Origin of the sequence: Agromyces sp. Soil535, assembly GCF_001428255.1 — a bacterium.
Classification (GTDB): Bacteria; Actinomycetota; Actinomycetes; order Actinomycetales; family Microbacteriaceae; genus Agromyces.
Genome location: NZ_LMRW01000003.1, coordinates 77,167 through 89,673, shown reverse-complemented (window position 1 = coordinate 89,673; position 12,507 = coordinate 77,167). Strand labels below are relative to the sequence as shown.

12 protein-coding genes and 1 pseudogene are annotated in these 12,507 nt (G+C 68.1%); 8 read left to right on the top strand and 5 right to left on the bottom strand.

Features of this window, described 5'->3' with window-relative positions; translation table 11 throughout:
- Positions 1–85 precede the first annotated feature (85 nt).
- Together ASG80_RS04655 and ASG80_RS04650 are read left to right on the top strand one after the other, a co-directional pair.
- Entirely contained in the window at positions 86–757 is a 672-nt protein-coding gene (locus ASG80_RS04655) for a hypothetical protein (RefSeq protein ID WP_235508168.1), read from the top strand.
- 462 nt (positions 758–1,219) lie between these two features.
- Complete coding sequence (locus ASG80_RS04650) at positions 1,220–4,375, top strand: glucan 1,4-alpha-glucosidase (RefSeq protein WP_200952495.1); 3,156 nt, start codon at positions 1,220–1,222, stop codon at positions 4,373–4,375.
- Positions 4,376–4,422: 47 nt separating this feature from the next.
- On the opposite strand, the gene ASG80_RS04645 is transcribed toward ASG80_RS04650, so the two are convergent.
- On the bottom strand, positions 4,423–4,818 hold the full coding sequence (locus ASG80_RS04645; RefSeq protein ID WP_056729010.1) for a nuclear transport factor 2 family protein: 396 nt from the start codon (positions 4,816–4,818) through the stop codon (positions 4,423–4,425).
- A gap of 181 nt (positions 4,819–4,999) precedes the next feature.
- Between ASG80_RS04645 and ASG80_RS04640 the strand changes: the two genes are divergently transcribed.
- Both ASG80_RS04640 and ASG80_RS04635 read left to right on the top strand, forming a co-directional pair.
- A complete protein-coding gene (locus ASG80_RS04640; protein WP_056729009.1) occupies positions 5,000–5,542 on the top strand; it encodes a DUF4240 domain-containing protein in 543 nt (180 codons plus the stop codon).
- A gap of 83 nt (positions 5,543–5,625) precedes the next feature.
- Positions 5,626–6,261 (top strand): VOC family protein, encoded by a 636-nt coding sequence (locus ASG80_RS04635; RefSeq protein WP_056729008.1) that lies wholly within the window; start codon positions 5,626–5,628, stop codon positions 6,259–6,261.
- 172 nt (positions 6,262–6,433) lie between these two features.
- Here ASG80_RS04635 and ASG80_RS04630 read toward each other — a convergent pair whose 3' ends face one another.
- The 4 genes from ASG80_RS04630 to ASG80_RS04615 all read right to left on the bottom strand — a co-directional run bounded on the left by ASG80_RS04630 (position 6,434) and on the right by ASG80_RS04615 (position 9,691).
- Positions 6,434–7,036: a TetR/AcrR family transcriptional regulator gene (locus ASG80_RS04630; protein WP_056729007.1), complete on the bottom strand. Its 603-nt coding sequence runs from the start codon at positions 7,034–7,036 to the stop codon at positions 6,434–6,436.
- Positions 7,037–7,070: 34 nt separating this feature from the next.
- Positions 7,071–7,868 carry a hypothetical protein gene (locus ASG80_RS04625; protein WP_056729006.1) on the bottom strand — a complete coding sequence of 266 codons (798 nt, stop codon included), beginning with the start codon at positions 7,866–7,868 and terminating at the stop codon, positions 7,071–7,073.
- 71 nt (positions 7,869–7,939) lie between these two features.
- Positions 7,940–8,770, bottom strand: coding sequence for an enoyl-CoA hydratase/isomerase family protein (locus ASG80_RS04620; RefSeq protein WP_056729005.1), 831 nt, complete (start codon positions 8,768–8,770; stop codon positions 7,940–7,942).
- A gap of 45 nt (positions 8,771–8,815) precedes the next feature.
- Positions 8,816–9,691 carry an alpha/beta fold hydrolase gene (locus tag ASG80_RS04615; RefSeq protein ID WP_056729004.1) on the bottom strand — a complete coding sequence of 292 codons (876 nt, stop codon included), beginning with the start codon at positions 9,689–9,691 and terminating at the stop codon, positions 8,816–8,818.
- A 224-nt stretch (positions 9,692–9,915) separates the two neighbouring features.
- Between ASG80_RS04615 and ASG80_RS04610 the strand changes: the two genes are divergently transcribed.
- The 4 genes and pseudogenes from ASG80_RS04610 to ASG80_RS24860 form a co-directional block, all read left to right on the top strand.
- Positions 9,916–10,494, top strand: coding sequence for a helix-turn-helix domain-containing protein (locus ASG80_RS04610; RefSeq protein WP_056729003.1), 579 nt, complete (start codon positions 9,916–9,918; stop codon positions 10,492–10,494).
- Complete coding sequence (locus ASG80_RS24085) at positions 10,491–11,048, top strand: DUF6036 family nucleotidyltransferase (protein ID WP_056729002.1); 558 nt, start codon at positions 10,491–10,493, stop codon at positions 11,046–11,048. The genes ASG80_RS04610 and ASG80_RS24085 overlap by 4 nt, the downstream gene beginning before the upstream one ends.
- A gap of 88 nt (positions 11,049–11,136) precedes the next feature.
- Complete coding sequence (locus ASG80_RS04600) at positions 11,137–11,658, top strand: GNAT family N-acetyltransferase (RefSeq protein WP_056729001.1); 522 nt, start codon at positions 11,137–11,139, stop codon at positions 11,656–11,658.
- Positions 11,616–12,473: pseudogene (locus ASG80_RS24860) on the top strand (carboxylesterase family protein); the annotation flags it as partial. The gene ASG80_RS04600 and the pseudogene ASG80_RS24860, both read left to right, overlap by 43 nt.
- Between the last annotated feature and the right edge of the window lie 34 nt (positions 12,474–12,507).

Here is a 12,507-nt window from a genome sequence, read left to right as displayed (position 1 = left end):
GGCGTGTGCGGCCGACGGTGGCAGGGATGTGGCGGGCTGTGCCATGGTGTTCAAACCGTGTCGACTCGCGACGAGGGGGGTACTCATGAGTGAGGAGTCGCCCGACTCGACCCGTGCCGCGCCGACAGCCGAGGCGCCCGCGCCGGTGTCCCGTTGGCGGCACCGGCCGTTCATCGAGATCGTCGCGGTGGCGATGCTCTCGGTAACCGCCATCCTCACCGCCTGGTGCGGCTTCCAGGCCTCCAAGTGGAGCGGTGAGCGGGCGATCGCGTTCGCCGAGGCATCCGCTGCCCGGGTCGAGGCGAGCGATGCGGACAACCAGGCACGTGAGGCCCGTGTGGTCGACCTGATCATCTATGCCGAATGGGTGACCGCCAACGCTCAAGGCGAAAGCGCGCTCGCCGACGAGATCGAGGATCGCTTCACGCCGCACTTCACCCTCGCCTTCGACGCCTGGCAGGCCGACGGGGAGGCCGAGCCCGGCCCGTTCGCGATGGCCGAGTACGTGCCGCCGGGCACCGAGGAGAGCGCGGAACGCGCGGCCTACGCCGAGGCGCGCTTCGCGGAGGCGCTCGAGGACACCGAGCGGGGCGACAACTACTCGCTGCTGACGGTGCTGTTCGCGCTCGTGCTCTTCCTGACCGCGATGGCCCAGCGCGACATCCATCACCTCGCGGCGTGGATCATGCTCGGCCTGGCCGCCCTCATCGCCGTGGGCGGGTTCATCGTGCTGCTCACCTTCCCTGCCCGGTTCTGACTCGCACGCGCTCGAAGCCGACGAGGATGCCGGCATGACACCGCTACCATCACGGCTGCCCGCCGCGGCATCGTTCCGCCGCATCCGTTGGTACCGAAGTACCGAAGTACCGAAGTACCGGACCCGTCACAACAGAACAGTCGAACGCCCGCCCATCACGAGAGGCCGGGCGTTCGTTCGCGGCCGTGCGGGCTTCCAGTACGAAACCGGCGACCGGCCCGGGCAGCTGTAGCCCGCCGCATTCGGTCGCCGTGGCGCCAGTGCCTTGAGCCCCGAGGACGCCGATGCTCTGGCGGTCGCCTCCGGCACGCGCCTATGCTGACGGAGTCAAAGCGGACTCGATGAGGAGTGGCGATGCGTTCGACAGGGTGGTCGGCAGTTCCGGGATCAGGACCGACGGGTCGGGGGAGTGGTCGGGGGCGCAGGCGCCGAGCGGCGGCATCCGTCGCCGTGACGGCGCTCGTGAGCGCCGCGCTCTTCGGTGGAGCCGCAGCCGCGAGCGCCGCGCCGGAGCCGTCGCAGGCTCCGGGGGCACCTGGCGCCCAGGCGACGTGGACCACGGGAGCCAAGCAGGGGGTCGGCACCTCCACGACCACGGACTCCAAGGTGTGGTACACCCTCTCGGAGGGCACGCTGGCCGAGGTCTACTACCCGCGGGTCGACGTGGCGAACAGCCGCAGCCTCGAGTTCATCGTCACCGATGGCTCCACGTTCACCGACCTCGAGTCGCGCGACACGACCCACGAGGTGAGCCTCGCCGACCCGCGGGCACTCGTGTACACCCAGGTGAACACCGACAAGGACGGCCGGTACCAGGTCGTCAAGACCACGTTCACCGATCCCGCCCGCTCGAGCGTGATCATCGACGTCTCGGTCCGCTCGCTCGACGGCGGCACGTACCGGGTGTTCGCCCAGTACGACCCATCGCTGGCGAACAGCGGCCGGCACGATTCGGCCCGGTTCTGGCGCGGCGCGCTCGTCGCAGAGGACCTCGCCGGCGACCCGGGCACCGGCGCCGAGCCCATCGCCAGCGCCCTCGTCGCTGACAAGGACTTCGTGGCGACCTCCAACGGGTTCGCCGGCGTCAGCGACGGTTGGACCGACCTCGCCGGCGATCATCGCCTCGACCACCACTACGCGCAGGCGCTCGACGGCAACGTGGTGCAGACCGCCGAGCTGAAGCTCACCGGCCCGGCGAAGGACGCCTCGGCGACCCTCGTGCTCGGGTTCGGGGCATCCGCCGACGCCGCAGGCAAGACCGCGACCGCGAGCCTCGGCACGGCCGGGCACGGCGCGGACGCGGCCGCCGAGGCGTACGCCGACGGCTGGCACGACTACATCGACAGCGTGAGCGCGGCCCCGGCGAGCGTGGCGGGCGATGATGCACTCACCACCCAGTACCAGGTCGCTGCGATGACGCTGAAGGCGCACGAGGACAAGACCTACCGGGGCGCGAACATCGCGTCGCTCACGATCCCGTGGGGCCAGGCGCAGAACGCGAACGAAGCCGGCGTCGGCGGTTACCACCTCGTGTGGGCGCGCGACCTCTACCAGGTCTCGACCGCGCAGATCGCCCTCGGCGATTCGGATGCCGCGAACCGCTCCCTCGACTACCTCTTCGACGTGCAGCAGAAGAGCGACGGGTCGTTCCCGCAGAACTCGCTGCTCGACGGCACGCCGTACTGGGGCGGCCTGCAGCTCGACGAGGTCGCGTTCCCGATCGTGCTGGCCTGGGCGCTCGGGCGAACGGATGCCACGACCTACGCCGAGCACGTGAAGACGGCCGCCGACTTCCTCGTCGGCCACGGCCCGTCGACCCCGCAGGAGCGCTGGGAGGAGGAGGGCGGCTACTCGCCCAGCACCATCGCCGCCGAGATCGCCGGACTCACGGCCGCCGCGTCGATCGCCGCGTCGAACGGCGACACGGCGTCGGCCGCGATCTACACGGGCGTCGCAGACGACTGGCAGCGCAAGGTGCAGGACTGGACGTTCACCACCACCGGCCCGCTCGGCGACGGGCAGTACTACGAGCGCATCGACGACAACGGCGATCCGAACGACGGGCACACGCTCGACATCAACAACGGCGGCGGCGCCTACGACGAGCGCTCGATCGTGGATGCCGGGTTCATCGACCTGGTGCGCCTCGGCGTCAAGCCGGCCGCGGATGCGGCGATCATCGAATCGCTCCCCGAGGTCGATGCGACGATCAAGGTCGACACGCCGAACGGTGCGCTCTGGTACCGCTACAACCACGACGGCTACGGCGAGAAGGCCGACGGGTCGCCCTACGACGGCACGGGCGTCGGCCGCCTCTGGCCGCTCCTGTCAGGTGAGCGGGGCGAGTACGAGCTCGCGAACGGCCGCCCTGCCACCACGTTCCTCGACACGCTCGCGGCCACCGCCAATGCCGGGTACATGATCCCCGAGCAGGTATGGGACCAGCCGGATGCCGCGGGCTTCGTGCTGGGCGAGGGCACCGGCTCGGCGACGCCGCTGGCCTGGTCGATGGCCGCGTTCGTGCGGCTCGCGCACTCGATCGACGCGGGCCGGCCGGTCGCGACGCCCTCCATCGTCGCGGACCGGTATGCGGACGGCGCGCTTCCCGCAGGGCCGAGCCTCACGGTCACGGAGCCGGTCGCCGGCGCCGTCACCACGGAGCCGACCGTCACGGTTGCGGGCTCGACCGACGCGGCATCCGTCTGGGTGGCGGCCGGAGGGCACGCCGTCGAGGCATCCGTCATCGGGGGCGCCTTCGCCGCCGAGGTGCCGGTCGTGCTGGGCGCCAACACCATCACCGTGGTGGCGGTGGGCGCCGACGGCGGCACGACGGCTGTTCAGGTGCCGGTCACGTCGACGAACTTCGGCACGGCGGTCGGCACGGTGGACGACCCGTCGGGCGACGACAACGGCCCAGGCGACTACGTGTACCCGACGAACAGCGTCTTCAACCCGGGAGCGTTCGACCTCACGCAGCTGGGCGTCTACGACGACGGCGTCTCGATCAACTTCGTGACGACGCTCGCGGGCGAGATCGGCAACCCCTGGGGCGGCAACCAGATGTCGGTGCAGCGGGTGGACATCTACGTGAGCACGGATGCTGCAGGCGCCGCCGTCGCGGCCCGGCCCGGCACCAACGCGAACCTCGCGCACCCGTACGCGTTCGTCGTCGGCGGATCCGGCTTCATCCAGCCGACCGTGCGCGATGGGACGGACGCCGTGCTCGCGAACGCCACCCTGCTCGTGCTGCCGGCCACGCACCAGATCGCGATGTCCGTGCCGAAGGCCGTGTTCGACGGGGTCGACCTCGCGGGCGCGACGTACCAGGTCGCCCTGATGTCGCACGCGGATCCGAACGGCGAGGGCACCGGCGGCATCCGGCCCGTGTACGACTTCGACTTCTGGAACACGAGCCCGGACATCGGCATGGGCTGGATCAAGGAGTACCGCTTCGGCGGCGGCGCGGGCGTCTGGACCGACCAGAACGACGCTCGCGACACCGACACCCGCGACCCGAACACCATCGACGTGCTCGTGCCCGACGGCGCGACGCAGTCGACGGTGCTCGACTGGCGCGCCGGGTCACCGGTGGTGCTGCCGTACGTGCCACTGGGGTAGCCCTTCGACTGGCGTACCGGCCGAACCGGAGACGGCGTTGAGGTCGCCTACCCGATCGCGTCGGCGTGCCGATGGACGACCCGCCACTCGCCGCCCTCGCGACGGTAGACCTGGGTGGCGCGCAGCGTGAAGGTGCGCGGCTTGCCGTCCATCGAGGCCGAGATCCGCTCATAGCCTACGGTGTACGCCATGTCGCCGTTCACGTCGAACGAGATCAGCTCGAACGAGTAGCCGGTGCAGTCCGAGAAGCTCGAGGCGAGCACCTCGAACGCCTCCACGAGTTCGTCGCGGCTCGTCGCGTTACGCCACGCGCCGAGCACGCTCACGGGCTCCTCGCGCGACCAGATCGCCCGTCTCGGGCCGTCGTCGCCGTCGAATTGGGCTCGTTCGGCCTCCACGAGCGAGGTGTACACCCAGGTCAGGAATTCCTCACGCTCATTCATGGGTTCAGCATGCCCGCACTAGCGCGGCAGCGCGAGAGGATCGCGGCATGCGCGAGGCATCCGCTCCGCCCGGTGCGGCCGCGACCACGCTCAGGATCTCGTTCGACGGCCGGGCCGAATCGACCGATTGAGACGGGATCGTGACACCGAAACTTCACTAGAGGTCCGTACGCTCGAACAGGTGACCGAGACCGACTTCTACGCCCTAATCGATGCAGCGCGTCCCAGCACCTCACCCGAATCGCCGAGCGCCGACGCAGACGACCTGCGCGAAGTTCTGGCCGAACTGCCCGACGATCAGGTCGCGGCATTCTCAACCGAGTTCCGCCGCCAACTCGTGCGGCTCAACCAGTGGTCGCTCTGGGATGCCGGGTACGCGGCGTCCGGCGGAATGGGCGACGACGCCTTCCACTACTTCCGCTGCTGGCTTATCGGCAAGGGTGCGGCGATCGTCGACCTCGCCCTCGCGGATCCTGAGAAGCTGGTTCCGTATCTCGACACCGATGAGCTCGAGAACGAACTGCTCGAGTATGCCGCAGACGATGTGCTCGAGGATCGTGGCATCGACGTCAATGCCGACGACGATGTCCAACTCACCGATGCGGAGCCGGCCGGCGAACCGTTCGACGAGGACACGTCGGAGCTGAGACATCCGAAGCTCGCGGTCTGGTGGAGCGAAGTGAGTGGCGGGTTTCGCGCGGACGACACAGCGCTCGACGGTTAGGGCCGCGAAGACGGCCCAGCCTGGTTCGAGATCGAGCAGGATTCGAGAAGCACGCGCCGACGGGCGTGAATAGCGTCGTAGACATGAACTCCACCGACTCCATCACTCTCACTTCCATCGCCTCCATCACGCTCGAGGTTGCCGATCCCGAGGCCGCCGCACGTTTCTACGCCGACGCCTTCGGGCTGGGCACCTTGGTTCGCACGCGGGCAGCGGATGCCCCGACCAGCGGCTTCCGCGGGTTCACCGTGTCACTCATCGTGTCGCAGCCGTCCACCGTCAGCGCGCTCTTCGACTCCGCCGTCGCCGCCGGGGCAACGGTGCTGAAGCCGGTCGAGAAATCCCTCTGGGGTGTCGGCTGCGTCGTCCAGGCCCCCGACGGGGCGATCTGGAAGGTCGCCACGTCGGCGAAGAAGGACACCGGTCCGGCCACCCGGGAGATCGACCGGATCGTCGTTCTGCTCGGTGCGGAGGACGTGTCCGCGAGCAAGCGGTTCTATGTCGACCGCGGACTCGCCGTCGACAAGAGCTTCGGCAGCTACGTCGACTTCGCCACGCCGTCGAGCCCAGTGGGCTTGGGGCTCTACAAGCACCGCGCACTCGCCAAAGACGCCGGCGTCGCTCCCGAGGGCACTGGGTCGCATCGGATCCAGATCAACGGCAACGCGGGGTCGTTCATCGATCCCGACGGGTTCGCGTGGGGACCCGCGTCGGAATGAACCAGGCCACACGGCCGGGATCAGGCTGACTCCATTCCCGGCCCTGCCGTCCGCCCGCCGCATCCGGTGCCGAAGTGCCGAAGTACCGAAATGCCGCAGACTCCGGACACCGAACGTCCGGCCCTCATCACGAGGACCGGGCGTTCGTGCTGTCGAGTGGACAGTGCGGCGATCAGCGTGGCAGGAGAACGCGGACCTGGTCCCTGATCTCCCGCAGGATGTCCTCGACGGTGCGGGCGATGTTCGCCGTGGCCGCCATGCTGAGGAACATGATCGCGGAGACGATGTGCGCGAGCGCGGCGGCGTCAGGGGGGCCGGTGCGGTCGTCGCGTCGCAACACGGCGGCGATCGCTTCCTCGGTCTGGATGGTCAGCGTGAGGGCGTCGTGGTGGTGCGGCTCTTCGGGGTCGCCGAAGACGAGCTCTCGCAGGTAGGTGCGGCCGTTGTCGATCTGGATGCGGTTGCACTCCACGACCGGACGGATGATCGCCATCACCGCGTCGAGCGCGTCGGGGATGCTCTCGGCGGCCGCCTTTCCCTCCTCGAGGGCGTCGGCGTAGCCGGAGTTCTGCACGAGCAGGAGCAGTTCGCCCTTGGTCTTGGCGTACAGGAACAGGGTACCGGTGCCGATGTCGGCCTTCTCAGCGATCTGCTGCGTGGTGACGTCGTCGACGCCGTGCTCGGTGAAGAGTTCTCGTGCGGCGGCGGTGATGCGTTCGAGCTTGACCTGCTTGTTCCGCTCGCGCCGTCCGACCGGTGGGGTGGCCAGTGGCATGACGGTGTCCTCCTGGTATCGGATCTGACTGTGCTCAGTTATGAGCATAGTGCGGGAGGACTTCGCCTTCCTTCACATAGGTCAATGCTTCGGACACCTCGTATGCGTGGACTGCGGAAGCGAACACTGACAACCGCTCCGATAGCGTCGTGATCTCCTCGCTCTCGAAGAACGCCGCTCGCGCGGATGCGTCTGCGAAGCCGAGGATCAACGAGGCGTGGAGCCGCTGGCCGGTGGGGTTGTCGTGCGCGACATCAGGCGTGTCCCAGAGCTTCTCGTTCCAGGGCATGAACACCTGGGTTCGCAGCTCTGTCATCACGCCCGTGTTCGCGAGAGCGGGCACGAGCTCGTCGGTGACGTACTTCCGGAACGGTCGGGTGCCGACGCCTTCTCGTCTCCTGAGGTAGATCAGGGCTCGAGCCCTCGTTCTCTCGCCGGGCCGGGCGACGTCGTACCAGCGGGCCGAGCTCGGCGGCCCGGCGTAGAGCAGGGTGCGCCGGAACACGTTCACTTCGTCTCTGTACGCGAGCCTGGTCTGTTTCCGGCCTCGCAACGGCGAGAGCGCGGAGGCGAACGTGACCTCGGCGACCCCGTCGATCTTGCGATCTACGGGAATGGCCGTCTCGACACCGTGGATGGCGGGCCACAGCCCGGGATTGGTTGCGGCGAGGTGGATCTGCCGGTACTCGTCGAACCCCGGGGTTGCCGAGATGATCTTCGAGTGGGGGCCCTTCCAGTGGTTCATTCCTTGCTGGCGCGGCTGATCGGTGCGCATCCACAGCAGGATCGATGACGCGAAAGCCTTCTTCGCGTGCGGATTCGTGTTCGTCATTGCTTGTCCTTCAGGTGATTTCGGATGCCGGGGCCGCAGCATTGCGCGGCCCCAGCCCTTGGTGGCTGGTGTCAGCGTTGCTGGTTGGCCATGCCGATGTACTCCCCGAGGCGGTACTCCAGGTCGATGCCGGCCTGCTCTGCGAGGGTCTGGGTGCCTGCGGCGCGAGTGAGGAATCCGGGGAGGGTGAGGGAGTGCGCGAACTCACCGTAGGCGGCGACGAGGTCCGCGTCCGGCGGCAGCGTGGCCCGGTTGATCATCGCCTTGGCCGACGCCAGGGAGGTGCCATCGAAGGACGCCAGCCGAGCGACGATGGAGTCTACGAACGCGTCCAGCTCGGCGTCGGGCAGGGCGCGGGTGACCCAGCCCCAGCGTTCGGCGGTGGATGCGTCGTAATCGGCGCTGGTGAGGATGACCTCCAGTGCCCGGTCACGACCGATGGTGCGCGGAAGCCGCTCGGTGCCGCCACCACCGGGCAGCAGACCACCGCCGACCTCGGGCTGCCCGAAGATCGCCTTCTCACTGCTGGCGTAGCGCAAGTCGAACGCGAGCGCGAGCTCGTTCCCGCCCCCACGCGTGCGACCCCGAATCGCGGCGATGGTGATGTAGGGGGCCTTGGAGAGCTTCAGGACCAGATCGGTCCACACCGGCACTGCTCCTTCGCCTTCGGGGGCGGGGAATTCGGCGGCTGCGGCGAGGTCGAAATGGTTGTAGAAGAAGTCCGGCACGCCGCTGTCGAACACGACGACCTGGATGTCGGGATCGGTCGCCAACTCGTCGACGATCTCGGTGAGACGGAGGACGGTCTCGCCGACGATGAGGTTCACGGGCGGGTTGGCGAAGGTGATCTTCGCGACCTGTGGTGAGGTGCGTTCGTAGTGGATGGTGCTCTGCTCGGTCATGGTCTGTTGCTCCAGTGGGTAGATCGGTGTCGGATGGGTGGGGTGTCACGCCTGCGGGCGGGCGAGGAACTCGACGGCGACGGGGGCGAACTCGTCGTGGAACTGGAAGATGCCGCCGTGGCCGGAGTTGGGGTAGATGGTCAGCTCGGACCCCTTGATGCGGCGGTGGAGGTCTTCGGAGAGGACCGAGGGCACCATGCGGTCGTTGTCGCCGTTGGCGATCAGGGTGGGCTGGGTGATCTTCGACAGGTCTGCGGGCGTCGAGCGTCCCCACTTCTTGATCGCCTTCAGCTGCGTCTGGAACGCCTTCACCTTGATCGGCGCGTCACGGTCGACGGTGCGCTCCTCGAGTCGCTCGACGAACGCCTTCCCGGCGCGCTTGCCGGTGGTGTCGCGGTTGAAGAACAGGAACTCCTTCGGGTCCGACCGGGTCAGGGTCGCCCGCAGCATGTCGTAGTAGGTGGTTCCGGCGACCTTGTCGATGTCCTTGCCGCCGGCGGGGCCGGTCCCGGTGAGGACGAGCTTGCGCACGAGGTCGGGGTGCTTGACCACGAGGGCCTGCGCGACCATGCCGCCCAGCGAGAACGAGAAGATGTCGACCTTGTCGTACCCGAGGGCCTTGATGAAGGTGACGGCGTGGTCGGCCATCGCCTCGACGCTGTCGGGAACCTCACCGGTGGAGGCGCCGACGCCGCGGTTGTCGAAGGTGATGACGTGGTGGTCCTTGGCGATGGGGTCGACGATGCGGGGGTCCCAGTTGTCCAGGGTGGCGGCGAGGTGGACGAAGAAGACGACGGGGATGCCGCCCTTCGGTCCCAGCTCGCGGTAGGCGTAGGTGACGCCGCCGGCATTGATCGTGCGGGCAGGCGCCTTCGCATACGACGTGATGACGGGCTCGTTCGAGGTTTCGGTGATGCTCATGATGGTTCTCCTTGTGGTGTCAGTTGGTGACGATCTGTCTCGTCCTACTCGATAACCCGAGTGCACTCAATTATGAGTTAACTCAGTAATATTGTCAAGGAGGTCGTCATAGACGTGCCGAAGGCCGAAGTGCCGAAGTACCTCATCACGAGGGGCCGGCTTTGTCGTGCCTCCATGGGTGCGCGCGCACTTGCGTTGAATATAGGTAGAGCTATAATTGACGCATGTCCGACCTGATCCGCACAGCCCGAGACGAACTCGGGCTGACCGGCGCCGACCTCGCTGAGCGACTCGGCGTCACGATCGGTGCGATCTCGCAGATGGAGCGGTCGGAACGAGAGGGGCGCATAAAGCTCGAGACACTCGAGCGTGCGCTCGATGCGATGGGGCGGCGGCTCAGCATCGGCGCGAGCCCCGACTCTCCGTACGCCGACTACACACCGGCGGCGGTGACCGACAAGGTCAACCAGGCACTCGACGAGCGTGACGGAAGCTACGCACTGCGGCTGATCAGCCACGCCGCCTCGGTGCTGAAGGAGGAGCCTGACAAGCTCACCGACGCAGACCTGCGTACGCGGCCGTCGCAGATCAAGGACGCTCGTTGGGAGCAGCTGTTCCGAGCGGTCTACGGCGAGGCCATCCCCCACGAGCGCCGGCCGGAGTGGGCGAGGCCGGCCAAGCTGAACCGGAGGTGGTATGTCTCCCGATTCCCTCCTCTCCGCGAGAAGGCCAAGACGTCCACCCCTGAGCGGCTGCGTGAGTTGAACATCTACCTCGACGCGAACTCGCTCTCGACCAGATGAGACGCGATCTCGACGCCCAGTCAGTCCGTGAACTCCTCGATGAGCTCGCTCGACGACTCAACGAGCGAGGAGTCCGCGGTACCATCCGGGTCGCCGGTGGTGCGGCCATGTTATTGCGGTTTCCCGACGACCCGGATGTGCGCGTGACCCGAGACATCGACGCACTCATCGAGCCGCGCGCCGAAGTGGAGGATGTCGTCGCCGAGATGGCTGCGGACCTCGGACTTCCGTCGACCTGGCTGAATGCCGCCGGCCGGAGCTGGCTTCGAGTAGACGCGGCACCGTCCGACGACCACGTCGCCGTCGCAATCGCGACCCCACGCGAGCTCGTCGCGATGAAGTTGTCAGCAGCGAGGGACAAGGACTTCGCCGACCTCGGCATTCTCGTCAGACATCTCGGCATCACGGAACCCGACGATCTCGTCCACATCGCCTACGAGGTCTACGGCGACGACTCTGTCGAATTGCCCGACGGGCGTGACTCATATCGCTGGTATGCCGAAAGCGTCATCAAGGAGGCATACCGGCCGAGGAAACGGCGCCGGAGGGACTGAAGCGGCGCAGCGTGTCGCGGCTGGCCTCGCGTCATCCCTCCGGGAGACAGCCCTGAACGAACGACCCGGCATATGCGAAGCTGGGTCGATGCCCGCCAGCATTCGACTCATCCGGCTCGATGACGCACCACGGCTCGCGCGCCTGAAGGGGAACAACCAGGGGTTCTTCGCGCCGTTCGAACCCGAGCGGCCCTCCTCGTACTTCACCCGAGAGGGACAGCTCGAGGCCATCCGGCTGGCGCTCGAGCGCCACGAGCGAGGCGAGGCGCTTCCACAGGTGATCCTCGATGAGGCAGGCGACGTCGTCGGCGGGATCACGCTGCAGAGCATCGTGCGTGGGTCGCTCCAATCGTGCAGCACCGGGTACTGGGTCGCCCCGGAGGCGAATGGCCGCGGCTATGCGACCGCTGCGCTCCGGTCTGTCACCGCGCTCGCGTTCGATGAGCTGGGCCTCCGCCGAGTGCAGGCCGCGACATTGCGGCACAACCTGCGGTCGCAGCGCGTGCTCGCTCGGGCCGGGTTCGTCCGCTTCGGCATGGCGCCGAGGTACCTGAAGATCGCCGGCGAATGGCAGGACCACGACCTGTTCCATTTCCTCGCCGACGCCTGACATCGGAGGCGTCGGGCGGATGCCGCGGCGCAGGCCCGCGGCATCCGACGCCGGCACCCGCTCATGTCGCGCCCTCTGGCGCCGCGGACGCCGCAGGGATTGAATGGGGCAATGGGCTGCGTGCAGGTATGACCGCACACCCTGGAACGGACGACCGACTCGAGGTCCGCATCACGGGGGGCGTCGTGCGCGGGCTGCGCGAGGGCGGGATGCTCGCGTGGCGGGGCATGCCGTACGCGGCCCCGCCCATCGGAGAGCGGCGGTTCAGGGCGCCGGCGCCGGTGCTGCCGTGGCGGGGAGTCCGTGACGCGTCGGTGTTCGGCGCGATCGCACCGCAGGCGTACTCCAATCGTCTGGTGCGGCCGGCAACGAGTGTCGTCACCGCCGACGAGGACTGCCTGAGCGTGAACGTGCATGCTCCCGCCCGCGACGCGGGTGGGTCGCCCTTACCGGTGATGGTGTTCATTCACGGCGGGGGATACAGCGCGGGCTCGTCGAGTGACTTCTCGGGTCAGGGCGAGGGGTTCGTGCGCAGCGGGCGCATCGTGTACGTGAGCTTCAACTACCGCCTCGGCGCGCTCGGCTACCTCGACTTCACGCGGTACAGTTCCGGCCCGCGCCGGTTCGAGAGCAACCTCGGGCTGCGTGACCAGGTCGCGTTGCTCGGATGGGTGCGGGCGAACATCGCCGCTTTCGGCGGCGATGCCGAGCGCGTCACGGTGTTCGGCGAGTCGGCGGGCGGCAACGCGGTCACGACCCTCATGGCGACGCCGTCCGCGCGCGGGCTCTTCGCCGGGGCCATCGCTCAGAGCCCGCCGCCCGACGCGGTCTACTCGCCCTACCTGACGG